Here is a 26812-nt window from a genome sequence, read left to right on the forward strand (position 1 = left end):
ACCTAAGATCTCTTCTGCCGCGCCGGCCAATGTAATTACAGATATAAAATCTGCGCCTTCTTCAAAAAGGCGAAGTGCAGTTTCAAGCTGCTGAGAAGCGACAAACTGACTATTTATTTCTTCCACGCTATTGCCTTGTAACGCCCACAGCACGGGCGGCATACTCGGAGCGGAGCGGAGAGTATGGCGTCCCGGTGCCTGCGTTTGTTAGGCTACTTTTGCAGATTATTAACGCACTCATGAAAAGCGCCCGAATGTTATTGCACCCAATACTATTGATAATGTTGTACGTGCAGTTTTTACTTGCCCTATGTCAGTGGGATGCATAGGCACCTTATAAATAATTAGGGCCTCATAACAGGCCCACAATAAAATAGCGATGTACAGAGGCAGATTTGAACCAAGCACTATTGATACGAGCCAGCCGATAAACCCGAAGAAGATGATAAAAATCACCCTAGCCAGAAGGACGCCTGCATCTTTGTAGGAAAGCTGATTACAGAGTGTGCATTTGGCTGGCCTGGCTGGATTGGAAATGGCCTTGGAAAAAATTGTTATTCCTTTCTCGCTACAGCGTGGGCAATTAATCATTACTCTTACTCTCTAGGTAGCCTAACAGCGAATTATAGAGACTGTGGCTCTATAACACTTTGGCCTTATAACATCCGTTCTCAAAGAGGTCCCATCTATTATTTTCATTTTATTTCAGTTATTTAGTTAGATTCTTGTCTTCACATATTCCGACAAAACCAGCCTAAGTCGCGTTTATCTGCTAAATCAATTAGCACACTATCATATACTCAATTCCCGTCAAATCAATGACTTACACTGACTGCAGGGATGTTATAAAGACTCAGGCTTCAGATCTTGAAAACGACCAACAACCTATTGCTATAATACTGTATATATAGACAGCGCATAATGGTGCATATTATGGACGATGTTCGCCACAGCATTCCCTCAAACCCGACCCGATTTTTAGATCAGCTCCGCCTTCGAATCAGATCCGAAGGGCTAGCTTACCGCACAGAACAAACTTATGTGCATTGGGTTAAGCAATTCATTCGCTATCATGACAGACGGCACCCAAAAGACCTGGGGGCCTCAGAAGTCGAGGCCTTCCTGAATCATGTTTCCGTTAACCGAAATTGTTCTGCCAATACGCAACGCATCGCATTAAATGCCCTCATTTTTCTATATAAGCGATTCCTCGGGTTAGACATGGATAACCTTTCCTTTACCCCTGCGCGCGCCAATAAAAGACTTCCTGTTGTCTATAGTCGCCAGGAAATTGCTGCAATACTTTCTCAGCTTAATGGCATGTCGCGACTTATGGTCGAGTTGATGTACGGCACAGGGCTGCGTAGCGCAGAACTTTTGTCTTTACGCATCAAAGATATCGACTTCGGCAGTAATAACGTCATTGTCCGATCCGGGAAAGGCAATAAAGATAGAGCGACAATGCTACCTCAGAGTCTTATTCCCGGACTTCAGCGGCAAATCGAAAATGTCGAACGTCTACACGCCCAAGATATTGAGGATGGCTATGGTGATGTCTACCTCCCCGATGCGCTCGCTCGTAAATATCCCAGAGCTGCACGCGAGACTGCATGGCAGTTCCTTTTCCCTTCCAGTCGTATTGGGCCTGACCCACGCTCAGGCGTACTTCGGCGGCACCACTTGCATCCTACCGCACTAAGCAAACAGATCCGTCGTGCTGTTCGCGCCGCTGGAATCCGAAAACCCGCTCGTGCGCACAGCTTCAGGCACAGCTTTGCGACCCATTTATTAGAAACTGGCTACGATCTTCGCACCATTCAAGAGTTGCTCGGGCACTCCGATATAAAGACCACCGAAATTTATACGCACGTGATCAATCGAGGAGGTAAAGGAGTTCTCAGTCCAGTAGATAGCCTCGGCAGTCGACAACTACCGCTGCGTTCAGAGAATGGCTAACAGCCAATGTTCGTTATGAGGTTTTCATGACGGCATATTGAATCGTCCGAGTGACCACTCTGCGCCAAGTGTGCCTTGCACACCACAGCAATTGAATGCCCACTTTGTATGGTGAAGTCAAAAGATGACGGGGCTGAACACTTCAATAAGCAGGCAAGCGACATTGTCTAAAAGGGCTAGGTAGCCGCTCATGGCATAAGCGAGCGCACTAAATCAACTGATCGGTCGACGACCTACAGACCTCGACGCCCCTTCCACAAACTCGATACAACTTCTGAGTATTAATTTTCGTTTCTGCCTCCACCACGAGGTTTCACAATAAAATGGGCTCGCTCGTAAAGAATCGCTAGCGATACCAAATCCACTACTGAAGTCCAATGACTTTCGATGAGGGCAGGAAGTCAAAGCCATTTTGACCAGCTGAAAATCGCCGCTGCGTATATGTAGAACCTCAGAAAGCGCGCCAAGCCAAACAGCAGATACGTTTTGAATGGAAATTTTACGAGGCCTGCAACCGTACTAGCGATGGCGTACGGAATGGGCAGCAGGGCCGCAGTTAAAATGAATACGCCGCCCCATTTACGGATAAATTGAACATGGCCGGCGTGGCGATCGGATAAAGTGGCGTGAATTTTTGGTGCATGCTCGATGCCTCTGCCCATGCCGTACGCCACAATGCCGCCAAGATACGACAATCCGGCCAGTACACCAACCATTAGATACGGCGTCTCGGGAAATCGCGCCTTCGCCCACAGCATGAATAGATCTGGCGGAATCAAGCCTAGTATCGACTCGGATACGAAGAACAGACTAAAGACTCTGACCGGCGACAATTTTTCCTGAATGAGTATCAGCAGCTCGTCCTGATAGATCTGCACATAGGGTCGCACCAGCAAGAAAACTGCCACAAGTAACGCAAGGGTAAGCAACACCTTGCGGAGGTTAGCGCCCACCAGATCGTAGAAGCCGCTGCTTTGATAATACACATGCAGCTTCTGGAGCTTGAGCCAAGATGATTGTTTGTTATCGTGCTTCACGGTGCTGCCCGTAGCCTACTGTATTGCCAACCCAAGCCGGTGACGTCATCAGCGCTAGAACCTGCGCATAGCTTGCGAAGGTTGCGCAATACAGCCGCAGGCGAAACAAGCTGCCTCTCAAAATCGGAACCCAAGCTCAATTTCGTAGCTGGCTGAGGGGTATACACCACCGAAGTGCGTGCCACGCAGCCCTGGAGAATCCTGAGCTGCCGCCAGCGATTCCCGGCTTGTGACATTGTCGCCGAACAAGGTGATATGCCAGCTGTCATCATGCGCTTTGATACCCGCTTGCAAACCATAGGTCGTGCCGGGAACGCGAACATCAATCGGATCGAGATCTGTTGCCAGCGCGACCTCCGTCGTGTAGCTCGCCGTCATGCCCGCATGGGTAAGAAAGGGCCAATCTAACACCCCACCCTGCCAACCGAGAGTGAAGGTGGTTTTTAATTCCGGCACAAGGCGCAGGCGGCGGCCAGTAAGATCGCACGGTGGCGGGTTAGTATTTTCCGCCGTGCAAGCTGCTCGAGGAAAGCTGGAATACTCTGATTCGGTCAGAGCACCGTTCAGGCCAATTAGAATCGAATAAGGCGTCATCAGCATGGCTTCGTACTCGATGCCGTAGATGGTTGCTGATGCGGCGTTTTCCACGACATAACCAACACCATTAAAGGTGGATACCTGAAGATCTTTGAAATCCGTGTAAAACAAGGATGCGTTCAAACGTGCCGCACCGCCCAGCCATTCTGACTTGGCGCCAACCTCATAGGTCAGCGCAGTCTCGGCGTCGAACTCCAGGTTGTCCGGGTTCACCGGCTGGCCCGTATAGCCACCAGATTTATAGCCTTGGGCAACCGTCAGGTACGCCATCGCCGAATCGGTAAAGTCGTATTGCACTGAGGCTTTTGGCGAAAAGTCCACGCTGCTTCGCTCGCGCTGAGCGTCGAACTGCGTGTCACCCGCAATGATGAACGGGAAAATGGTCGCGCCGTCGGGGTTGTCGCCCAGACAGTACCCACCACCAGTTAGCAACCGGCCGTCACAACTCGAACCGGATAAGAAGGCATTACCACGGCCACCAGTTCGGTTATTGACCAGTGTATGGGCAGTGTATAGCGTTTTATTTTCGTAGTTCAGTCGGCCACCCAGCGTCGCCGACCAGCGTTCGGCGAAATGCCAGGTCGCCTGCCCAAACAATGCGATGCTGTCGGTGACTTGCTCAAAGCGCGTCAATGCTGTTTCGACAGGTGCAGGTCCACCTTCCGCCTGCTGTCGGTCCTGAATTGTTTGGCCCGCCAATCGCCCCGCTTCTGCATTGTTCAGCACCTGATCTTGGCATTCCCCGGGGTTGGAGGATCGCAAACAGGCCATACGTTCGCCTTCGCCAGTTACCAGCAGCAGTTCGGATAGTTCGAGAAATTGCCGAATGTTGTAGTCGGCTTGTATATCGGCCTTCATGTAAAACAGCCCCGCGACAAACTCAAACGCCCCCGGAGGCGAAGTCACTCGCAATTCTTGGCTGTACTGACGAAGTTCCTCATTATTGTCCAGGATGAGAAATGGAATTGGGGAGAAGTCGGCGTCCATCCGCACTTCTTCGTCAAGCCAAGAGTAATTGGAGATACTGGTTAGTGTGTATTCATCTCCGAAAATCCATTCTGCTTTGATCGTAGCATCGTAGGCGTCGCGAACGACGCGCCCCTGCTCATTCTTGGCGGTCAGTTCGTCGTAAGGGTCCGCCGATGTTTGCGCGTCGAACACCTGCATCGCCGCTAAATGGCGGGGACGGGCACGAATCACTTGGCTGCCCTCACCATGCTGCCCCATAAGCGTGGCGTTCAAGGTCAGGCCGAGCGTAAGATCATCCCGAGCCGCCCACTCCAAACGCAGTCGCCCAGCCTGATTGTCGATATTTTCTTCGTCGATGCCGATTGTAGTGTTGTACACACTGCCGTCGCGCGTTTGACTCATCAACGCGGCCCGCCAGGTGAGCCTATCGGTTACCGGCCCGGTAGCGACCAATCGATAACGTTGCTGATCACGGTCGCCCAGCAACACGTCGCCTTTCAAGCCGAACTCCTGTTCAGGCATGGCCGTACGGAAATGTATGGCACCTGCGGAGGCATTTTTGCCAAACAGCGTGCCCTGAGGGCCACGCATAACTTCGATGGTGTCGAGATCAAGCAGTGCCTGATTGATGTAGGATGCCCGTCCGTAGTACACCTCGTCGATCAACAGGGCCACCGACTGTTCAAAGCCACGATTGTAGCTGGAGCCCAGACCGCGCATGTAGATACTGGGAAACGACGGCGTGGCTAAAACATCCAGATTGGGCACGTAGTTCGCGACTTCGTTCATATCTCCCATATTTTTTTCGGCGATGTCGTCGCCGCCTATGGCAGTGATAGACAAAGGTACCGACTGGACATCTTCTTCACGCTTTTGTGCCGTGACCACAATTTCTTCGAGCGCCGGGCGTTCGCGTGGCCGACGAGCTTGTTTGGATGCATTTTCTGATGAGACTTTGGCCTTGCTGGAAGATGCCTCATCCGCAGATGCTCTAGATGGTCCCTCTTGCGCAACTGCGTGGGTCGCTGTGAACATCGCTGCCGCACAAACCGTTGTTGCCGTCAGGCTGCGAACAGCGCGAAAAGACGCCTGCTCATGCAGTGCGCGTAATACCTGAAATGATGCTTGCAGCATGGTTTTCTCTGTGTCCGGTTGAAAATGTCGTGGTCGCGCTTGCAATGAGTGCGACGACCACGCCAGTAATAGCTGCAGCTGCGAAGAGCTACGGCGTGCGCATGTCAGCTTAACTTATGGGTTCAGCGCAGCAAACCGTGAACGTTATGAACCGTCGGTGACTTCTCGACTGACTTGATATCGGGTGCGGTGCCGAGCAGTAGGTCTCCCAAACCGGTCGATACCCCCCACCACAGTGTTTCATCTCGGTAGTGATGCAGTCGGTGCATGCGCTGACGCCGGCGGTAATAGTTAATCGGCGGACACCAGGCAGTATGACCGATGAAGTGACAAAATTCGTAATGAAGAGACAGCACGAAGAATGCCGCCAGAGCCCCAGTTGCCAGCTCCACTGTTGGAAACAGCCAATACGCCAACACAAACAGTAGAGGCACAACCGTTGGAAATACCTCTTTGTTAATGGTGATATCGCTTAGATCCGCGGGGTTAGCATGGTGGGCGCGGTGCGTTCGACCAACACTAAGATCGAAGGTCTTACCAAAGAGCGTGAAGGGTTTCATGTGCAGCAAACGCACATGAATCAACCACTCCAGTATCGGCCAGAACGCTAGAATAGCCAGTGGCGCAATCCAGTCGGCGTAGGTCCAGTTACCAAGGTAAATGCGCAGGCCAACTAGGCCAAGCACAAGAACCGTAAGAATTCGAGGGCTCAAATGCCCGTAGAACGCCTTAATAAACTCTCGGGCGGTCTTCGGGTTAGGGTGTTCAGCGCTCTGGTCGTTTGGGCTGGCGGGATTCACGTTGTTTGTTCTCCACTAGGCTTGTTCGGACTGTTCTGAGTATTGCTTTCATACAAGTCCAGAAATTCGTAGATTGCTGCACTACTTTCGTCGATGTATTCCCGCGCACAGCGAGCCGCTTCATCTCGATGACCCTCACGCACCGCCACTGCGAGCGCATGGAATGTTTCCAGCTTTTGTTGTTGAGCCGATAACATCTGCGTCAAAAGCCCCCAGAGTGGCTCGTAGGTTTTGCGCAATGAGTTGAAGGCGAGACGGTAAGCGATGTTGCCGCTGCCCTCGACCAGGATTTCCCAGAAGAGGAAAGCCAGTCGCTGTAATTCTGTGGATCCCTCGACGGTTCGCATTTGATCAATCACGCCGTCCAGTCGATCAGCTATTTCCGGTTTACACTGCGTGGCCGCGTCTGCAGCAATCTCGGGCGACAGCACTTGTCGCATGCGAACAATGCTGCGAGCCACATCTACCTGGATCTGACTGTGCCTATCGAATAGCAGGCTCGGCAGAAGGTCAGCCCCCGCCTCAGAGCGGTAATCGAGAACTGTGGTTAAACCACCATGCTTCACATCGACCAACCTTGCCTGCTGAAGCCGCTTGATCGCTTCTCGCACCGCATTGCGACTAACGCCCAGCATTTCGGATAGCAACCTTTCTGAAGGCAGCTCTTCGCCGGCTTTCAGCTCCTGACTCACGATGCGGCTGCACAGCTGGTCGTAAACCTCATCCGAAATTGAGCGTTTGTTGACTTCCTGGAACATGAGCGCAGCTCCTGACCGCATGAGATTTTTTATCTGTCACACGCAAACGCATCACGAAGCGCAGAGTGGTCACTTATCCTACCAGTCAACCAGTTGCTGTCAAGCGCCTTGAAAACGCTGAAAAAGCACCTCTATTTCAATTGAGAGAGTTGGTTTTGGTATGGATTCGAGGACTGGGTAGATACTGCGGTGGCTCGCGCGCGGCAATTTAAGCTACGGCAGAAGCGGCTTTCAGGCGCCAGCCAAGCCGAGCGCCCAGCAAAACTGCCGCACAACTCAGACCTGCCACCAGCCCAATCCAGAAACCACTCGGCCCCATGGCCGGGACCAGAATATCCGTCATACCCAGCACATAGCCGACCGGCAGCCCCAAACCCCAATAGGAGAGCAAGGTAAACAGCATGGGCCAAGCCGTATCTTCAAAACCCCGCAAGCAACCGCTGGCCCACACCTGCAAAGCATCAGACACCTGATACAAGGCCGCAAAAATAAGCAGGTAGGCGGCCAGATTGCGCACCGTATCGTTGTCGGTATAGATAACCGGAATCCAGTGTCGGCCCACCAACAACGCAACCGAGGCAACCACACCAATCAGTATGCTCACCTGTAGCGACGTACGCACCGCAAGCTTCAACCCGTCTGCGTCACCGCGCCCCCGGGCGCTGCCAACCCGTACCGTTGTCGCCAAAGAAAAGCTCAGGGGCACCATAAATATCAGCGCCGTAAAATTCAGCGCTATCTGATGACCGGCTACGGTTTCTGCACCGAGCTGACTGATAAACAGCGCAATCACCGAAAAGATGCTCACTTCGAAAAAGATGGACAGCCCTACTGGCAAACCCAGCCGCAACATATACAGCAGATTCTCTGGCTCCCAGTGGCGCTCGCTGAGCCGCATCCGCACCCCTTCGTACACTGAATTCAAAGCAATATAAGTGCCCATCATCAACGCCATCAGCCACAGCACCAAGGTTGTTGCCCAGCCACAGCCAACACCGCCCATCGCGGGAAAGCCCAACTTTCCGTAGATCAGAACATAGTTGCACGGAATATTGATCAGCAGGCCAATCACACTGATCCAGAAAACCGGCCGTGTGTGAGACATGGCCTCGGTATAGCCGCGCAAGGCGAGCCACAATGCCGCACCAGGCATTCCCCAGCTGAGCGCATCGAGATAGGCGGCCACCAGCGGACGGATCGCCATATCCACATCCATCAACTGCAATACTGGCGCCATGCTGCGCAGCACTAGCGCGCCCAGTAGTCCCAGCACCAAAGACAACCAAAGAGACTGCTGCGCCAACGGATTGATACGCTCGTGCTGACTGCCACCCATATGCCGAGACAGAATGGGTGTGGCACTCATCAAAACCCCGGTCATAAACAGGTAAAGCGGCACCCAAACGCTGGCACCCACCGCCACAGCCGCCAGATCATTCGCACTGACCCGCCCTGCCATCACTGTGTCGACAAAGCCATTCGCGGTTTGTGCCAGCTGCCCCCCAAGAATGGGCAGCGCCAGCGACAACAGCGATTTCAGTTCAGTGCGGGAGGTATGCGCCATGGGTTGCTTATGATCAAAAGACGTGGATGATACCGATAGCGACGTTGGCACGCGAGACTTGTGCCACAATCGAGTGTTTTGTACCCAGAAAGGATAATTTCATGCCCCAATTCGGCCCCGACATCGTGCTTAATCAACCTGCCTACATTGATGACAGCGCACGCTTATTCGGCAAAATCACGTTGGAAAAGGATGTTTCAGTCTGGCCAAACGCCGTTATGCGGGCAGAAGTGCACGATATACATATTGGTGAAGGTACCAACATTCAGGATTTTGTGATGATCCATGTCGGCACGCTTACACCGACGCGTGTCGGTAAATACTGTTCTATAACGCACCATGTTACCCTGCATGGCTGCGAGATCGGCGATAACTGCTTGATTGGGATAAACGCCACCGTTATGGACGGCGTAAAAATTGGCAACAACTGTATTGTCGCCGGACAAGCTATCCTCACCGAAGGCAGCGAGTTTCCAGACAATGCGATTATTGCTGGCGTTCCCGCCAAACAGGTGGGCAGCAAAGACAACAGCGAAGCCAACCGGATCAACGCCGCCTTCTATATTCGCAATGCACGCAACTATCAGAAGGGAATCTATCGCCTAAGCGATGAGGATATTGCGAAAGCCTTTTCTGCCACCGAACTAGAACAATAGGCACCTGACCTCGCAATGACTGAACTCTACCTCAAATACGAATACTGGATCGCCTTCACTCAACTGTTGCTGGCCATGTTCGGTATGGGTGCCACCCTGCGCGTCGTCGACTTCATCAACGTTGCCAGAACCCCTCGCGCTTTCGCGACGGGCATCAGCCTGCAGTTATTGATGGTTCCGCTCATCGCCGTGCTGTTTTTGGCAATATTCAATTTGCAGCCTGGCGTTGCGGTCGGTATCGCCATACTCGCAGCGATACCCGGTGGCACAACGTCAAACATCTACACCCACTTTGCCAGGGGCAATATCGCGTTGTCGATCGCCATAACTGCAGTGACAACTGTCGCCTGTCTGGTCACCGTGCCCATTATCCTGAAGCTGCTGATCACCGACTATGTACCTGCAGATTTTCGACTGCCGGCAGCGCGGATCGCCGCTGAAATATTCTTTTCAATTCTAGGACCACTGGCGCTGGGCATGCTGACACTCAGGCTGCTACCAACGCTGTCAGCTCAGATTGCAAAATGGTCGATACGAGCAAGCTTGGCGCTGATCATAGTCATCATTCTGGGTGCGTCGACTTCCGGCAGGCTCGACTGGGCAGCCTTTGGATTGGGGAATGTTCTGGTCGTCACCGGCTTTACCATATCCCTGCTTGCTGCAGGCTTGGTTGTGCCCTGGCTGATGCGCGCACCGCGGCCCGATATCGTGGCCATTGATATGGAGCTAACGGTGCGCAATGTGAACCTCGCGGTGCTGATTATTGCCTCGCTGTTTCCCGCAGCCAACGCGGCTACCAGCACACTGGGCAGTATGGCCTTGTTCACTGTACTGGTGTACGGCGGGTGGATGTTGATGCCGGCGCTGGTATTGATTATCGCCAGCCGCGTGCACAAAAAATCAGGCGATGCGTTAGCTGAAGGCGACGGATGATGCTCGTCTGATTGGAATTGCACAATTTCCCGAGACATAGCCGGCCTATGCTAAGCACGAGATAGAAAGCAGGCAGTAAGCGGCAGTTACAAGTTCTTTTTATAGTCTGCTTTTATTGCGGCGTCCACAGCCATTGCAATGGCCGCTCGCCCGACTCTGCCATGCGCTGCGTTTCTTGCGATCTGCTTGCCAAAATTTATTTTCAGTGGATCGCGCCAGCTCTCAGATTGCCAAGCTTTGCTGCGTTTAAACGCTTTGGCACAATGAAAAAAACACTCTGTTACCTCAACCTGAATGAGCAGCAACGCCGACTTCCCATTCGCGGCCATCTCCTTGCAAAGATCTTCGTCCTGGTACAGCCTCGCTTTGCCGTTGACACGAAGTGTTTCCTCGGTCCCTGGCACAATGAATAACAAACCAATACTACCGGTCTCAAGGATATTAATAAGGCCATGAAGCAACTTGTTTCCTGGTCGCTCTGGAATGATCAGCGTACGATTGTCGACAACACGGACAAATCCGTCAGCATCACCCTTCGGCGATACGGTCACGTTTCCGCCTATCCCGGTAGTAGCTAGAAACAGCAAGGGGCTTTTACCAATAAAATCCAGCGCTTCCTCAGTTAACGCTTCAGAAATTTTTTGTTTGACGAGATCGTGCGGCTGGCCAAGTAAGTCTCTTAATGCTCTTTCTGATTCAATACGCTGCATATCGATTCCACCGATGTGACTCGAGACGAGCCCTACACACTCAGACGACGTTGGCCGGCACGGTTAAACGCCGTTCACGTTTTGAAACGCATCCCCGAATAGGAGGCCGGACGCAGCCTGAATCACCAATTCTGAAAAATACCAGAAGATGATCAGCAATGCGTTTTTAATTCCGACAGACCGTGCTGATATCGTCGACAACGTACAGCGATCAGCTCCAACGCAAATCGTGGGTTCTAAACGGCGTGGTGCGCACCCGCTTACCGATGGCTTGGTATATGGCATTGCCAATCGCTGGGCCTATTGGGCCCACTGGCGCCTCACCAATAATCGCAAAACGGTCGTGACCAGAGAGAGCCTCAAAGTGAACTCGAATATCAGGAATATCTGACATCTTGAGCATGGGGTAACTGTCAAAGTTACCTTCAATGACCGCCCCGTTTTCAATCGTCAGGCCTTCGTTGAGGCTCATATTCAACCCGAAGATAATACCACCCTCAAGTTGTGCAAGGACGGCATCTCGGTTAACGATGCGACCGCAGTCAAATGTGAAATCAATACGGTGAATCTTCAGCTCGCCGGACTGGCTTACTTCGACGTGGGCGACCGCACAAACAGTGGCGCCAGCCTGCGGCTTACCGGAGTGCGGCCAATTACTTATCGCTATGCCACGTCCTTGCCCCTTCGGTAATGGCCTACCCCAATCTGCTTTTTCGGCTGCCACTTTCAAGCAGTTTGCCCACGCAGGATCCCAGCCGGAAAGCAAATTCAATCGATAGTCCAGTGGATCGATACCGCCAGCGACTGCGCACTCATCGATAAAGGTTTCAACGGTGAATGCATGAGCATTGTAGCAAGGTGCGCGATATGCTCCTGTCATGATATGCATAGGCAGACTACTGGTGGCCAGCCGTACATTGGGTATGTTGCCTGCAGCTGCGTATGGCATGTCGGTGTAGCCAATATTCAATGCCATGCCGCTGAAGCAGGTTTCGCCCTGCAATGCCTGCAATGTGCCGTTCTCATCCAAACCGGCTTTAAAACGCGCAGCTAAGGATGTTCGGTAAGTGCCTTGGCGCGTAGTTTCTTCGCGCGACCAGATAACTTTTACCGGCACGCCCGGGTACTGTTTGGCAATGGCGACCACCGTACGCACATCATCGCCGATAACGCGTCGACCAAATCCGCCGCCTACCAAGGTCTGGTGGATATCGATTTTGTCTGGATGCACCCCGCTTTCATCTGCCGCCACCCAAAAGGCCTGCTGCATATCCTGGGTTGGATGCCATAGTTCCAGCGAGTCTGCCGTGTACTTTGCCGTGCCATTAAGCGGTTCCATCGTGGCGTGCTCACAAAATGGAATGCTATAGGTCGCCTCGACGGTTTTAGCCGCCTCAAATTTCTCAACGTCGCCCGCTTTAGTCAGCGGCGTTCCGGCCCACTTATCTAATACCTGATGCTGGCGATCACGAATCTTTTCATTCGATTCCCAAAACTGCCCGAGCCCGAGCTCCCACTCCACCGGCAAAGCATCCAGTGCTTTCTTTGCCTGCCAATAGTGGTCAGCAATAACCGCGACACCGCTGCGTAATTCCGAGCCTTCCAGGCCAAAGGTGGCATCGGCTTGCACCGGCGAACCGGGAGTTTTAGACGGATCGATCACGACGACCGCACGCACACCCGGCATGTTCATTACGGCGTCAGCATCATGGCTTTTCAGCAAACCGCCATGCACCGGTGCCTGCAGCAAGGCCGCATACACCATTCCAGGCAGTGTCACATCTACACCAAAAATTGCACTGCCATCTACAACCGCCGGCACTTGTAACTTATGCGGCTGTTTTTTGCCCAGCAAACGCCACTCACTTTGCGCTTTAAGAGCTGGCTCTTGCGTCAGCTCTACGGAGGCGGCCTCCGCCGCTACGTCACCAAAGCGCAAGGTTCGCCCAGTAACAGTGTGCGTAAGCACGCTGTTGCGCGCCTCAATGTCGCTGGGGGGTACGCCCCAACGTTTGGCGGCCGCAAGTTTCAGTCTCTCTCTCGCGCTGGCTCCAAGCTGAAGGGTGTAGGGCATTCTGTCATGGTCGGTGCTGTGGCCGCCAAAAAAAGGTTGGAGGCCAACTGCATAACTGCCCGGTTGTTTGTATTCCCGCGTAAAGGACGCAAATTCGACCCTCACCATGTCCCAAGCGCATTCCAGTTCTTCTGCAATGTTCATCGCTTGTTGCGTAGATGCGCCGTTTCCAATCTCAGGAGTGGGTACGGTGACTACTACGGTGTCATCCGCATGAATCGTCAACCACGGCGAGAGTTCGCGAGCCGCTTTTCCTGCGGGCGCGGCGGCCAGTTCGGAGGGTATCAATTGCAACGACAAACCACCTGCAACGGTGGCGGAAGAGATCAGAAATTTACGACGAGACAAGACAACCTGGTTCATGCCTGAATCTCCTTCGCCGCGCGATGAATCGCCGCCCGAATTCGTGGATAGGTTCCACATCGGCAAATATTAGAAATGTGGCTATCAATATCCTCGTCTGTTGGATTCGGCTTGCGCTTGAGCAAGTCTGCGGCCGCCATCAACACCCCGGCCTGGCAGTAGCCACACTGGGGGACGTTCAGTTCCACCCAAAGCTTTTGCAAAACATGATCCCCAGACTCCGACAGCCCCTCTATCGTCGTAATTTCAGCACCCTCTACCGACTGAACCGGTATCAGGCAGGATCGAGTAGCAACACCATTGAAATGAACTGTGCAGGCTCCGCACTGCCCTACGCCGCAACCGAATTTGGTCCCTGTTTTTTTGAGGTGGTCCCGCAGTGTCCACAGCAGTGGTGTACTCGGATCTATATCAACAGACTGCGACTCGCCGTTAACCTTAAATTTTATTGAGCTCATAACCCGGCCCTCTGTTTAGCCAGCGCCTCAAACTCGGCGTCCATACTGGCCAGCTTTTCATCAGTAATCGTTTTGCGATCAAATTTTTGCATAAAGGAGAGGGTAAAGCCGCGACCTTGGTCAATATCAGGGTTGGTGGAAAATCCCGGCAGATACTTATCAACGATGGCAATGGCTTCTGGATCATCAAGCAACACCCCCACTAGCGTAGAACTTGTGGTGTAGACCACCACGCTTGAGCCCTCAATGTCACCTAGCGCTAGATCCAGCGCAGCCAAACGTTCATCGGTAATCATCTCAGGATAATAAGGCTGGATATCCGGCAGTGTTAGCGGGCGCGCAACCGACAACTGACGAATATCAGCAATGCCTGGAATATGGGTTTCCAACACATCACGTGTATCTGATGAGTCCAGCAGCACGCCCACACTGGATTCGGCGACGGAATAGCTGATACCGGGAAGTGTCACCGTCGGCCCCGCTGAGGGCATAAGAAAGTTCCACAACACCGCGCCAACGGCTATCAGCGCAACTACGCTGACGCTAAGAATACTGAGCTTGAATCGGGACATGGGCAGTACGGCTCTGTCTACAAGACCACCGATTATAATAATAAACCAGTGTGTTTCACAACTGGGCTGCGCGGGCGCCCTCAAACTGCGCCAAGGCAAGTTTTCCGCTGACCCTAACCGCCCTCTAAATACGGCTATCACGTTGATAGCAGTACGGATTTTGCGTCTTGTTTAAAGATTGGCCAGAAGGCCAAACACTCTAGTGCTAGCGGTTAAAGCGTGGACAACCATCGTAAATAAGAGTAAAAAACTCCTAAACGCCCACGTTAGGGCAATTACCAATAATAACAATTCAAGGTGTATCACTATGACTGCGCAATCCCGCTGGCTGCGTCGATCGCTTGCACTTTCTCTTTCCCCGTTGGTTCTTGCATCTTCTGTGCAGGCAAAACCGGTCCTCGAAGAAATTGTAGTCACAGCCCAGAAGCGCGCGGAATCACTTAGCGATGTCCCCGTGTCTGTCACCGCAGTAACCGGCGACAAGATAACCAAAGCGGGCATCAGCAATTTGGCCGACCTGTCGGAATACACCCCAAATTTCAAACTTGTTCCCGGTGGACTCATACCCAATGTTTATATGCGTGGTGTAGGTTCGGGCTCTAACCAGGGCTTTGAATTGTCGGTGGGTATCTTTGCCGATGGCATTCATCTCGGCCGCCCTCACCAGACCCGAGCGGCTTTTTTGGATATAGAGAGGGTGGAGGTGCTGCGCGGGCCACAATCTATTTTGTTTGGCAAAAACGCCATTGCTGGTGCATTGAGCATTGTCTCGGCCAAACCCGGCGAAGAGCTGGAAGCCATGGTTAGCGGTCTGACGGGGGTACCAAGCGGGCGCGACAATGACATCAAAGAATTTTCCGCCATGGTTTCGACGCCCATTACCGACAATTTTGGCGTACGCATTGCCGGCCGCATGCGTCAAGAAGATGGCTATCTCTACAATGAGGGTGTTAAACGTCTTGAACCCGAAGTAGATGAAAAAGCGCTTAGGCTGACCTTTGGCTACCATCCGCTGGATTGGATGGACGCTTACCTGAAACTCGAAAAATCTGAACGCGAGCAAAACGGCCGCACTTTTGAGTTCACCCATGCCAGCGCCCTGACAGGCTGTAGCGGCGAAGATATTGTGCTAAACCGGGTAAAGAATACAGATGCCGAAGAATACGCCGAGATCGACACCTACAACTACACACTCAATGTCGATATGAATTTCGAACCCGGCACGCTTAGCCTTACCAGCGGTTGGTCTGGATTCGAATCGGTAGATCTTTTTGATGCTGATTCAAGCAGCTTTGATACCGTCCCACTACTTGGCGCAGAAGATTACGACCAATTCAGCCAGGAAATCCGTTTTGCTTCAGCCACGGGCAATTTCGCTGACTACATCGTGGGCGCATTTTATCAAACCAGCGAATTGCAGTTTGATGAATCGGCGCCTCTGAATGTCAGAAACGGCGCGCTGCAGGATTCTGGGCTTTGCCCCATCAATACACTGGAAAACGTTAAAGCCGACCTTGAGCGAGATTTCAGCATAGACAGTGATGCATGGTCAGCCTTTGCGCAGGTGACACTCAATTGGCTACCAACGCTACGTACAACTCTCGGTGTTCGTCACGTAGTTGAAGAAAAAACCGGCTTCCGGGATTTTAATGTTTACCAATCTGGTACTAAAAACGATGCCGACCCAGCGACTGCTGCAATCCTTAATGCCCTACTTATTAACAAACACACACTGAGCAGCGAGCGAGACGTAGCCGTTACGCTGCCTTCAGTTAATATCCAGTGGGACGCGACTGACGACATCATGCTCTATGCAGGCTTTACCCGTGGCGCCAAATCGGGGAGCTACGACGCCCGCAATAACAACGACGGCATGGGCCCCAATGGCGGTGGGACCAACTTCGAGTTTGAAGACGAGATGGCCGATGCTGTGGAGATAGGCTCCAAAATGCGTCTGGCAGATGGCGCTGCCGAACTAAATGTGGCGATTTATCGTGTGGAATATGAAGACATGCAGGTAAGTGTGTTTGACGGCGTTGCCGGCTTCACCGTAACCAATGCCGGTAGCGCGTTGACCCAGGGTATAGAGCTAGATGGACGCTGGTTGCTAACCGAGAAATTCATGCTTAGCGGCTCACTCGCTTACCTCGACTTTGAGTGGCTCGACTACGTAGACGGCCCTTGCTACGAAGGCGCACCAAATGAAGACCCCGACGCAGGCACCTGCGACCTTACCGGCAGAGAGAACCAACACACCCCGGAGTGGACTGCCAGCCTGTCCGGCACATATACGCAACCGCTGTTTAACGCGCTGGTTTTAGAACTCGGTGTTGATGTGAGCTACAAGGGTGAGCATTTCACCTCGGGCGATCTGGACCCACGGGGTATCCAGGACGCAGTAAACAAAATTAACGCCCGCATCGGGCTTAGCTCGGAAGAAGAGACTTGGAGTGTTGCTCTCGTCGGTAAGAACCTCACAGATGAAACAACAATTGGTATTGGTTCACCTTCCGCGCTCGATGCCGGCGGCTATCGTGCAACGATAGAACCCACCAAAACCATTTATCTTGAAGGCCGCTGGCGTTATTAACGGAAGGTTTTAAAAACAAATAGGGATTCTACGCTTCACGGTTAGAATCCGGATGGGCATCAGCAAACGCCGGATGTTGGTTACAGTGCCGGGCAATTTCGCGCAAGGTAGGCCAGTTCTCATCCGGCACGTCAAATCGTTCTGCGTTATATAGCTGAGGAATCAGGCAAGCGTCAGCAAACGTAGGCATATCACCCACACAGAATTTACCGTGAGTCTCTGAAACACGTTTTTCCAAGGCGGTAAGCCCTTCCCTAACCCAGTGTCTATACCATTGAAGTTTAGCGTCTTCATCTGCCCCCAGCGTCTCTTTTAGATAATTAAGTACACGCAAGTTGCACAACGGATGAATGTCACAGGCGATCAACTGGGCGATCTGTCGAACCGTTGCTCGGTTACACGGATCAGCTGGTAGAAGTGGTACCTCAGTATACATGTCCTCAAGGTATTCTAGGATGGCGAGCGACTGACTAATGTGTGCATTTCCATCAAACAAGACAGGCACTAAACCCTGCGCGTTAATCTCAAGGAATTCTACACTGCGCTGATCTCCATCGATCAGAGAGACATGTTTTGTCTGGTAGTTTAGTCCTTTTAAGTTTAACGCAATCCGAACCCGGTATGCTGCCGACGAACGCCAGTATCCATATAACACCATCGACATCAGTGACCTCCTCTACGAAACTTTTTTACTTATCTGGCCGTTACCAAACTCATCAAGCACCCGGCTAACAATCACTCCCGGCTGACCATCGTCTGACTTAAAAGGCTCTAGCTCAGCCACCAATGCAGCCGTCAGATGATGCTGACTACCGAGCAGACAAAGTAACTCACAGCGTGCAAGCCACTCCTTAGGAAAAGCCTTTAGCTGACCGTAAAGCCTCGATAAGTCATCATCAGCGGGGCTATCCGACCATATGTTCAACTGATCATAAATAGTCATTAACGCGACGTCCTCATCTTTCTGAGTACCGTTTGGTGTGCTTTCGATTGATGGCTTGGAATACAACGGATAACGCTCACGATCAGCCGCACCGCCAGACACAGACGCGATCCGCTCCCCGATAGCCATATCGTAGCGCCCCCAAGACGGCTCAAACAGTACCTCACCCTGAGCGTTGTTCACCGTGCAATGTGAAAAGCTAAACAGAACATTCCTATGGTTGCGGCGCTCAATATGCTCCAGAACACCAGAAACTGTAATTCCAGATACAAAGTTTAGGCGAACAGCCCTGCCACGCTTTATGCCCTTTTCGGCCAGTTCGTCCACCGTATAATCTGACAGGCAGTGCGTAAGGTTCTGCACTTTTCCTATCGGTGAACCAAACCCCTCCGGATGCTCTTCAAGACCCTGCCCTTCAATCTCGCTTCCCCGATGTGAAAGCTGAGTAGGCCCTTGAGTAGACAGATAGATAGGGTTATCCATTGCATCGGTAAGGATATTATGCACTCTACCGCTAACCTGCAGGCCTGATGAATACTCAGCTGTGGCCACCGATTCTGAGGCAATTGCTTTGCGCAAGGCGGCCGAACCACCCTGGCGAAAGGCCATTCCCTGACTGAACTGATCCAGCACTTGAGAGAGATGGCGACAACTTGAGGTGACGAATAACTGAGGCTGCTGCGAGGTAATATCGTAGTCCGTGTTGATACAGTCTACCGTTAAAGGCACTTTGCGCACGCGCTGATCATCGAGGCAGCTAGCGCTTTCACCGAGTGACGACAACAATCCGGCTCCAAACAAATGATATTGCTCAGGCTTGCCCACCAAACCATATTCAACCGTCCACCAATGCAATCGGGATAGTAAGGCCGCTTCGGAAGGCTCACCCTTTTCGGCCAAGCTCTTCTCTAGCCGTTGCTCTGCATCTTTAATATCTGCGCTCGTCGCTGAAGGTGACTCCTTGACTATAGAAAGGTGTCGGATGGCTTCATAGACCTCGTAATCTGCCTTGGTTGCCAACGCTTTCATCCCTATCTCGCCAAATGACTGCAGATACTCAGCGTAGTCATCATCGACTATAAATGGAGCATGACCTGCTGCTTCGTGCACGATATCAGGGGCTGGCGTATACAACAGATGCTCGGCTGAGCGCATATCTTGCGCGATGGGCAAAATTCGTCGCGCCTGGAACTCCATGAAAATGGCAGGGGGAATAAATCCGTCGACCACGACAGCTGCCCAACCAAGCTGCGAAAGCTTTTCGTTCATCCCTTCGATCGTAGGGATACGATCTAACGTGATGCCCGTTTTTTCCATACCTTCGAGATAAACTGGGTGCGCCGACTGCGATAACTGCCGGGTCAACATCCGCATGAGAAATCGCCAGGCCGTATGATCTTTCGGTGAATACTGTGCGTAATCCTGTTCTTTGACAAAGAGGCGAAGGTGGGATGGCAAGTTATCAATCAGATTCTGATATGTCATTTGCGATACCTCCGCACTACAAGACAGCTACCAACGCTTCAACAAGCCGCGGTAGATTATGTTGGTTTATTCCTGCGACGTTGATTCGGCTGGAATCGACCATATAGATGGCATGCTCTTTACGCAATCGAGTTACCGCATCAACCGGTAAGCCTAAGTAACAAAACATACCTAACCTGTCTTCCAGATAGGTAAAGTCGCGTTTGTTTGTCGCAGTACCCAATGACGCGGCCAGGGAGCTGCGCAACCCATTAATGCGTTCACGCATATCGCCCAGCTCTCTTTGCCAAAGGCTGGTGAGCTCGTTACTGTGAAGAATGGTCTCAACCAGCGCACAACCATGGGCCGGAGGCATAGAATATACACCTCGTGCGATACTCCCCAGGTGAGAGGCAACAACTTTTGCTGTCGATGGTTTTTCTGTCACCGCTATGAGGGCACCGGCGCGCTCGCGATAGAGACCAAAATTCTTGGAAAACGACACCGCGATCAGCATTTCTGGAACGTTTTCCGCCATATGCCGTAATCCGGCAGCATCTTCATCAATACCCATTCCTAATCCGAGGTAGGCAATATCGATAAAAGGAACCAACTTTCGATTCGACACGAGCTCGGTCAGTGTATGCCATTGAGACAATGAAAGATCTGCCCCGGACGGGTTGTGACAACAACCATGGAGTAGAACCACATCGCCGGCGGAGGCCGTTGCAAGCGCTTTGCAGAGACCATCAAAATCTAGGGAATGTGTCGTAGAATCGTAGTATGGATATTCCTTGAGCCGCACACCCGCACTGCCCAATAGGTGAGCATGGTTAGCCCACGTAGGATTACCGATCCAAACCACAGCATCTGGCGCGCTGGTTGCGATCAGCCTTGCGCCAACATGAAGCGCGCCACTGCCACCGACACTCTGTAGGGTAGTGACTCGTCCAGATGCCAATACACTATTTTCGCTGCCTAGCACCAGCCGGGCCACTGCCGACTGAAAATGCGGCGTTCCACTGGGCGGAAGATAGGCTTTAGTCGTTTCCTGCTGGGTTAGCAAAGCAGTCGCTTCCCGCACTGCTTCCATAATCGGTGTTTCGCCACCCTCAGAGCGGTATACCCCAACGCCAAGATCAATTTTTTCGCCGCGCGAATCTTCGCGAAATTGCGCAGAAAGACCCAATATTGGGTCACCACGAAGTTCCGCCAGAGTGGAAAATACGGGCATATCAGCTTCTCTCTACCGATTGTTCGATGGCGCCAAAAATCGTATTTCCCTCAGGATCGTGCATTTCTATCTTGATGCGATCACCGAATTTCATAAAAGCGGTTTTAGGTTGACCCTCGGCGAGTGTTTCTACCATTCGCACTTCAGCAATACAGGAGTAACCTGCGCCACCTGCATTCACTGGCTTACCCGGCCCGCCATCCAACTTGTTTGAGACTGTGCCCGAGCCAATGATGGTGCCGGCACACAAGTTACGTGTTTTTGCCGCATGGGCTACCAAGTCAGGAAAGCTAAAGGTCATATCAACCCCTGCATTGGGTTTCCCAAATGGTTCTCCATTAAGATAGCTGAGCAAAGGTAAATGTACCTTGCCATCACGCCATTGCTCACCCAGCTCGTCAGGTGTAACAGCTATCGGCGAAAAGGCACTGGAAGGTTTCGCGTGGAAAAAGCCAAAGCCCTTGGCAAGCTCTCCGGGTATCAGATTTCGAAGTGATACGTCATTCACCAGCATCAGCAATTTAATATGCGCCGCAGCATCTGCCGGCGCCACGCCGCAAGGTACATCATCGGTAACAACGGCGATTTCGGCCTCATAATCGATGCCCCAGTCTTCAGAGGCCATTACAATAGGATCGGTAGGTGCGAGAAAGTCGTCGGACCCGCCTTGATACATGAGCGGATCTGTCCAGAAAGACTCCGGCATTTCTGCGCCCCTTGCCTTACGCACCAGCTCCACATGGTTTACGTAGGCTGAACCATCGGCCCACTGATACGCCCGAGGTAATGGCGAATCACAGTTTCCAATTTCAAATTCGCTGGCATCAAGTTGGTCTGCATTCAACTGCTCGTAAACTGTTTGCAACCGCGGCTCTGCTTCCGACCAATTATCTATAGCCGACTGCATGGTTTGAGCTATATCGGGCACTGCAATACAGTGCTTTAGGTCTTTCGAAACAACAACCAGTTGGCCGTCGCGACCATGCTTTAAAGAAGCTAGTTTCATCTGTTACTCCGTTATTTGGCAGTAGACGAGGTTTGCCACGATTGCGCATAACCGGTCCATTCGCACTGCTGCGCAGACTCAGTGACAGTAAGCGCATCGCGTGTATCCACCATCACAGCAACCTCATCAGTTTCTTTATTGACGTGCTTCGCACCTTTGCGAAACGCGCCGGGGTGAGGCCCATGAGTAAAACCGTAAGGGTGATAGCTCGTCATACCTGGGTGAATATTGTCACGGCTAAAGAATTCGCCTCGGTGATAGAAGATAAATTCTTCAAAATCATCGTTACTGTGGAAAAAGGGCACTTTCAGTGCACCGGGGTCACTTTCAATGGGCCGCGGGCAAAAGGTGCAAACGACAAAGCGATCACTCAAAAAGGTTGTATGCGCCGATGGGGGCACATGATAGCGATGGCTCATCACCGGACGGATGTCACGCCAGTTAACTTTTACTACTGACAAATTCCCTTTCCAGCCAATGGCGTCTAACGGATTGAAAGGGAATGTAATACGGGATATCGCATCCAACCGCTTCACTTCAACCAAGGTTTCATTATCGTGTTGCTGCTCGAGAAACCGATCATCAATGACTGGGGTATCCAGTACCGCCGGATCAAAAATGGCATTAGGCCCCAGCATTCCCTTGTCAGGTAGCCGATAACTGCTATTAGTTGCTTCAATCATCAACAATCGAGTCGCGGCGCTCGGTTCTAATCGCCACAGTGTACCGCGCGGCAATAAAATGTAGTCGCCATCGCGATATGACAGATGTCCATAATCACAGAACAATCGACCCTCACCCGCATGCACGAACAGCAAATCGTCGCCATCGGCATTTCGGGCTAGCTGCTTCATTGGACTATCACACTGCCAGATACGTATCTGGCAATGGTGGTTTTTCAGCAATACCGGCGCAGTCCAGGGCGAACCACCTGTCTCTAGCTGATTAGTATCAAAAGCACGTGGACGTATAGAGCCTTCTATATGCGTCCACGATGTGGGCGGGTGACGGTGGTAAAAGTGTGTCGCCGGGCCGAAGAATCCTTCCTTTCCTACCTCTCGCTCAAACGTGCCCTCCGGCAAGTCGCAATGCGCTTGCCGTGAATAGGTACCCTGACCGAGAGAAAACGGTATCCACTGCTTCATTCCCCACCTCCCACCAATGACTTACGACGCAGCACTATCGGCGTCTGGCGCAGAAATCACTCCCCGGCGAATCTGATCAAGCTCAATCGACTCAAATAACGCCTGGAAGTTACCTTCACCAAAACCATCGTTGCCTTTGCGTTGGATGATTTCAAAAAAGATCGGCCCGATCACGTTGTTCGTGAATATTTGCATCAAGTAGCCTCCGCCTTGGGCCTCACCACCATCGAGCAGAACTTTACGCTTGCGCAGTTCCTCTTCGTCTTCTGGGTGATCCGGCAGACGGGTCGACAGCTGTTCGTAGTAAGTATCTGGCGTATCTTGAAAGCTGATCCCGTTAGCGCGCAACTGGTCGACAGTTGCGTAGATGTCATCGGTATCCAGCGCTATATGCTGGATGCCCTCGCCATTGTATTCACGCAGGTATTCTTCTATCTGGGACTGATCGTCAGAGGATTCATTAATTGGTATCCGGATTTTACCGCAAGGGCTAGTCATTGCTTTGCTGACCAAGCCTGTTACTTTACCTTCAATGTCGAAGAATCGGATCTCACGGAAATTGAAGACCTTCTCGTAAAAGCCAGCCCACTTTTCCATATTCCCCTGGCGAACATTGTGCGTTAGATGATCAATGTGCAGCAGACCTGCAGATCGCTCAGCTTTGACATTCGGCAGCGGTAAAAAGTCGACATCATAAATTGAGTGATCCCCATAACGATCCACCAGGTACAGGCGGCTGCCGCCAATACCTTCTATAGCTGGGATATTCAGCTCCATTGGACCGACTTTTTCCTCAACCGGGGTCGCTCCCGCAGCGACAGCCTTCTTCAATGCTTCGGCAGCGTTGCGTACGCGAAAAGCCATGGCACAGGCGCAGGGTCCATGTTTGGCGGCAAATTGCTGTGCGAATGACTCGGGCTCCGCATTGATAATAAAGTTGATATCCCCCTGCCGGTGCAGCGTAATGTTTTTAGACCGATGATGGTGTGTCGCCGGGAATCCCATCTTGCTAAACAAAGACCGCAGCAGCTCGGGATCTGGTGCAGCGTATTCCACAAACTCAAAACCATCGGTACCCAGCGGGTTTTCAAACAGATCTGCCATTGCTTTTCTCCGGATCTCACAGTGCGTCTGGTGGTGGCCAGTACGTGGCCAATCAATTACAGCCATCTTATGCCCTGCAAACTGGAGAGATATTTCTTTCTATGCCCAAATCTGGGACTATTTAGGTGAATTTAACCCATTATGACTATTGGTTAGGAGGTATTAACCTATGAGCCTGGGTAGAAAAGAAAAAGACATCCTACGCATTCTCCAGCGCAATGGCCGGATCTCCAATGCCGACCTTGCCCAACAAGTGGGCCTTTCGGACTCGCCTTGCTTTCGGCGTGTCAAACAGCTTGAAGCGAATGGACTGATCAGCGGATATGCCGCCATCGTCGACCAACGCAAGCTCGGTCTCGAAGTGACAGCATTTGTGCAGGTTACCATGGAGAAACAAACCGACTCTGACACTGAGAAATTCATTGCCTGCGTCGAAGCCGAAGAACACATAGTGGAATGCTTTGCCACAAGTGGCTCACACGATTACCTAATGAAGGTGGTTGCTCGCAATATCGATCATTTCTCGGAGCTCACCATGCGAAGGATTCTAAAATATCCGGGCGTGAAAAATGTTGAATCGAGTTTTTCCTTGTTAGAAATCAAGAACAACCGGGTGTTGCCGACGGATTAGGAAAAACAGGCCATATTCTGATGATCCCTACAGTGGTGGCGGTCAGACATTAGAATCAGCTCCGGTGGGCCACGCGAGTTTTAATACTCGCCGTATTGATATCAAAAGAAACATTTTTTCACCCTTGCTTTTCCCTGAAAGCGGGGTAGTCTTAGCCTATGAAAAATATTTTCTGCATGTTCACTTCCAATGCTGCGAGCACACAGGTTTCTTGTCCTGTCAGTGCCTTCCTCACTGTGGGCGGTTAAGTCGCTTTTAGCTTAACCGCCACAAACCAAATCAATCATTGAACGCTTCGCGCAACGTTAGCGCGGGGTTTTTACGCATTCGTCCGACGCAACTGCGTCGCATGAGGGTTTGGCATGCCAATCGAAATGAATAATGGACTAATTGTGTCCGAATCTGATTACCAAAAACTTTCCAAACTAGTGGAACGTAGTCGGTCAACCGCGACATATGATCTGGACGCTGAACTGGCCAAAGCAGACATCTGCCCGGACGTCTCGCTGCCTGAAACCGTAGTCGCTTTGTATGACAAGGTGATATTCCGCGATTTAAAAACCAACGCTGAGCGTACGGTAACCATCGTTTTGCCATGGGAGTCCAGTGTGCCCAAAATGCGCATCTCTATCCTGTCACCGGTCGGCACAGCTCTCATTGGCGAACCTCTCGGTGCCGTCATTAATTGGCCTCTGCTAAATGGTCGCTCTGCCCAACTAGAAATTGTAGGCATTAAACGCGACTCGAAGATTCGCAATGATGGATAACCTCAGTTTCTGGAGCTATCGGCAATTAAAGCAGTCACTTCGCAGAACAAACGCGACGCAAATCGCCAGGTAAACGAAAAATATACGTGCTGTTCAGCTCTTATTAGGCCACTCCAACCTGGATAGCACAGTAAGGTATCTGGGTGTTGAGCTGGATGACGCGCTACAGCTAGCCGAGAATACCGAAATTGAACACTCCGGAATCTTCGGCTAGATGTGCTATATCAGCTCAATGGAGCTGAGTGAAGACCTCCGGATGTTGCTCTGCAATGCGCAACAATGCCACGGCAGGGCCTTGAGGCTCACGACGCCCCTGCTCCCAATCTTGCACCGTTCGCATACTGACACCGAGCAACCCGGCAAAGGCCGACTGCGATAGCTTGAGTTTCTTCCGAATGACTTGCGGCGGTGAAGGCTCTGACAACTCTGTCGTTTTTAACTCAAGCTCACCTTTTTTGTACTTCTGAATTTCTTTAATACCATCCAGAATTTCTGCACCGATATCTCGTTTACTCACTATCGATTGCCTCCGCTATTTGCTTCAGGACGTGCCCGGGTATCGTGGACTGCTCCGATTTTGAATATATCGTCAGCATCCATATTTCGTGATCGGGTCGCTTCCAATAGTAAATGACTCGAACGCCACCACTCTTGCCTTGTCCCTCAGGCGCCCAGCGAACTTTCCTGACCCCACCGGAGCCGCGAACGATATCCCCCGCTCCGGGCCTCTGCAGCAGAAATGCCTGCAAAGCCCGATACTCCTCGTCCGACAGGTAACTCGGGAGGAGCCTGGTGAAGTTGCTGGTTTCAATAAATATCATGCCCGATTATACGGCAATGCCGTATAATCGGCAAGCAGAGGGAAAACCTTCGGGAGCTCCTGGTTAAGCCGGATAAGCGGACATTTAGCTTCCCAAATTTAAGTCTGCTTACCATTGTAAGCTGTCAGTCGACCAGTATCTCCACCTGCGCGCGCGAGGTTTCAACGGAAATCACGCTCTAAATCAGGCTACAAGCTCTACTCTTGTTACATGTCTAAACCAAGCAAGGGTCCCTTCAAACGCGGCGCTCTTGGTACAGCCGCCACAGAAATCGAAAGTTTTATATCCTCTAGCCAGTTTCTACGCTAAGCCCCACTCCGTCGAACACCAATCTCGGTACGTTTTCTAGCATGACTAATTCTGTTGCCGTGTACTTTCAGGGATACCGTCGCTTTGAAAAAATCGAGCCAAAGTACATTCGTCGGCTAAGTTAAAGCGGTTACGGAAAGGAGTGTAGAGACGTTAAAACCGCTTTACTGCTTTAGTTTTCAGTTAGTTACTTACTAGTCGTAGTCGATGTGACCGA

Annotated in this window: 22 protein-coding genes and 1 pseudogene; 7 read left to right on the forward strand and 16 right to left on the reverse strand. The window is 51.7% G+C overall.

All coding sequences use genetic code 11. The annotated features are described in order from the left end of the window. The first annotated feature begins 933 nt into the window (after positions 1-933). Positions 934-1956: an integron integrase gene (locus tag AC222A_RS13710; protein WP_372748460.1), complete on the forward strand. Its 1023-nt coding sequence runs from the start codon at positions 934-936 to the stop codon at positions 1954-1956. Between the two features lie 401 nt (positions 1957-2357). On the opposite strand, the gene AC222A_RS13715 is transcribed toward AC222A_RS13710, so the two are convergent. The 5 genes from AC222A_RS13715 to AC222A_RS13735 form a co-directional block, all read right to left on the reverse strand. Further along, complete coding sequence (locus tag AC222A_RS13715; protein ID WP_372748461.1) at positions 2358-2993, reverse strand: YqaA family protein; 636 nt, start codon at positions 2991-2993, stop codon at positions 2358-2360. Between the two features lie 117 nt (positions 2994-3110). After that, positions 3111-5693, reverse strand: coding sequence for a TonB-dependent receptor (locus AC222A_RS13720; protein WP_486775116.1), 2583 nt, complete (start codon positions 5691-5693; stop codon positions 3111-3113). 122 nt (positions 5694-5815) lie between these two features. Beyond that, positions 5816-6493 carry a sterol desaturase family protein gene (locus AC222A_RS13725; RefSeq protein ID WP_372748463.1) on the reverse strand — a complete coding sequence of 226 codons (678 nt, stop codon included), beginning with the start codon at positions 6491-6493 and terminating at the stop codon, positions 5816-5818. Beyond that, positions 6490-7251 carry a FadR/GntR family transcriptional regulator gene (locus AC222A_RS13730; RefSeq protein ID WP_486775117.1) on the reverse strand — a complete coding sequence of 254 codons (762 nt, stop codon included), beginning with the start codon at positions 7249-7251 and terminating at the stop codon, positions 6490-6492. Before AC222A_RS13730 ends, AC222A_RS13725 begins: the two co-directional genes overlap by 4 nt. Positions 7252-7459: 208 nt before the next feature. Next, entirely contained in the window at positions 7460-8815 is a 1356-nt protein-coding gene (locus tag AC222A_RS13735; protein WP_486775118.1) for an MATE family efflux transporter, read from the reverse strand. Between the two features lie 101 nt (positions 8816-8916). Here AC222A_RS13735 and AC222A_RS13740 point away from each other — a divergent pair, with 101 nt between their 5' ends. Then, positions 8917-9471: a gamma carbonic anhydrase family protein gene (locus AC222A_RS13740; protein WP_372748466.1), complete on the forward strand. Its 555-nt coding sequence runs from the start codon at positions 8917-8919 to the stop codon at positions 9469-9471. Between the two features lie 15 nt (positions 9472-9486). Continuing rightward, complete coding sequence (locus tag AC222A_RS13745; protein WP_372781571.1) at positions 9487-10404, forward strand: bile acid:sodium symporter family protein; 918 nt, start codon at positions 9487-9489, stop codon at positions 10402-10404. A gap of 86 nt (positions 10405-10490) precedes the next feature. On the opposite strand, the gene AC222A_RS13750 is transcribed toward AC222A_RS13745, so the two are convergent. From AC222A_RS13750 to AC222A_RS13765, 4 genes are all read right to left on the reverse strand, one after another. Continuing rightward, the gene (locus tag AC222A_RS13750) at positions 10491-11114 is read right to left on the reverse strand and encodes an MSMEG_1061 family FMN-dependent PPOX-type flavoprotein (protein ID WP_486775119.1); all 624 of its coding nucleotides are present in this window, start codon (positions 11112-11114) and stop codon (positions 10491-10493) included. A 211-nt stretch (positions 11115-11325) separates the two neighbouring features. Next, positions 11326-13551: a xanthine dehydrogenase family protein molybdopterin-binding subunit gene (locus AC222A_RS13755; protein WP_372749571.1), complete on the reverse strand. Its 2226-nt coding sequence runs from the start codon at positions 13549-13551 to the stop codon at positions 11326-11328. Beyond that, positions 13548-14009, reverse strand: a complete 462-nt coding sequence (locus tag AC222A_RS13760; protein WP_372749572.1) for a (2Fe-2S)-binding protein — start codon at positions 14007-14009, stop codon at positions 13548-13550. The genes AC222A_RS13755 and AC222A_RS13760 overlap by 4 nt, the downstream gene beginning before the upstream one ends. Continuing rightward, entirely contained in the window at positions 14006-14581 is a 576-nt protein-coding gene (locus tag AC222A_RS13765) for a hypothetical protein (RefSeq protein ID WP_372749573.1), read from the reverse strand. Before AC222A_RS13765 ends, AC222A_RS13760 begins: the two co-directional genes overlap by 4 nt. Before the next feature lie 307 nt (positions 14582-14888). Between AC222A_RS13765 and AC222A_RS13770 the strand changes: the two genes are divergently transcribed. Continuing rightward, positions 14889-17171 (forward strand): TonB-dependent receptor, encoded by a 2283-nt coding sequence (locus AC222A_RS13770; RefSeq protein ID WP_486775120.1) that lies wholly within the window; start codon positions 14889-14891, stop codon positions 17169-17171. Between the two features lie 28 nt (positions 17172-17199). Here the strand turns inward: AC222A_RS13770 and maiA are convergent, their stop codons facing one another. Genes maiA through hppD form a run of 6 tightly spaced genes read right to left on the reverse strand, consistent with a single transcriptional unit; the run spans position 17200 to position 24067 of the window. Next, a complete protein-coding gene (gene maiA, locus AC222A_RS13775) occupies positions 17200-17829 on the reverse strand; it encodes a maleylacetoacetate isomerase (RefSeq protein ID WP_486775125.1) in 630 nt (209 codons plus the stop codon). An 18-nt stretch (positions 17830-17847) separates the two neighbouring features. After that, positions 17848-19599 carry an aromatic amino acid hydroxylase gene (locus AC222A_RS13780; protein ID WP_486775121.1) on the reverse strand — a complete coding sequence of 584 codons (1752 nt, stop codon included), beginning with the start codon at positions 19597-19599 and terminating at the stop codon, positions 17848-17850. A 16-nt stretch (positions 19600-19615) separates the two neighbouring features. Then, positions 19616-20812, reverse strand: a complete 1197-nt coding sequence (locus tag AC222A_RS13785) for an amino acid aminotransferase (RefSeq protein ID WP_486775122.1) — start codon at positions 20810-20812, stop codon at positions 19616-19618. Position 20813: 1 nt separating this feature from the next. Further along, complete coding sequence (locus AC222A_RS13790) at positions 20814-21818, reverse strand: fumarylacetoacetate hydrolase family protein (RefSeq protein WP_486775123.1); 1005 nt, start codon at positions 21816-21818, stop codon at positions 20814-20816. 11 nt (positions 21819-21829) lie between these two features. Next, positions 21830-22963, reverse strand: coding sequence for a homogentisate 1,2-dioxygenase (locus AC222A_RS13795; protein ID WP_372759621.1), 1134 nt, complete (start codon positions 22961-22963; stop codon positions 21830-21832). Positions 22964-22984: 21 nt separating this feature from the next. Then, positions 22985-24067 carry a 4-hydroxyphenylpyruvate dioxygenase gene (gene hppD, locus AC222A_RS13800; protein WP_372764036.1) on the reverse strand — a complete coding sequence of 361 codons (1083 nt, stop codon included), beginning with the start codon at positions 24065-24067 and terminating at the stop codon, positions 22985-22987. Positions 24068-24236: 169 nt separating this feature from the next. On the opposite strand from hppD, the gene AC222A_RS13805 reads away from it, so the two are divergent. The 3 genes and pseudogenes from AC222A_RS13805 to AC222A_RS13815 form a co-directional block, all read left to right on the forward strand. Further along, complete coding sequence (locus tag AC222A_RS13805) at positions 24237-24698, forward strand: Lrp/AsnC family transcriptional regulator (RefSeq protein ID WP_372760456.1); 462 nt, start codon at positions 24237-24239, stop codon at positions 24696-24698. Positions 24699-25060: 362 nt separating this feature from the next. Beyond that, positions 25061-25465, forward strand: coding sequence for a GreA/GreB family elongation factor (locus AC222A_RS13810; RefSeq protein ID WP_486775124.1), 405 nt, complete (start codon positions 25061-25063; stop codon positions 25463-25465). A gap of 34 nt (positions 25466-25499) precedes the next feature. Next, positions 25500-25679: pseudogene (locus AC222A_RS13815) on the forward strand (tyrosine-type recombinase/integrase); the annotation flags it as partial. Between the two features lie 15 nt (positions 25680-25694). Here the strand turns inward: AC222A_RS13815 and AC222A_RS13820 are convergent. Beyond that, positions 25695-25982 carry a helix-turn-helix domain-containing protein gene (locus AC222A_RS13820; protein WP_372781555.1) on the reverse strand — a complete coding sequence of 96 codons (288 nt, stop codon included), beginning with the start codon at positions 25980-25982 and terminating at the stop codon, positions 25695-25697. Between the last annotated feature and the right edge of the window lie 830 nt (positions 25983-26812).

This window comes from Litorivivens sp. (assembly GCF_057445395.1).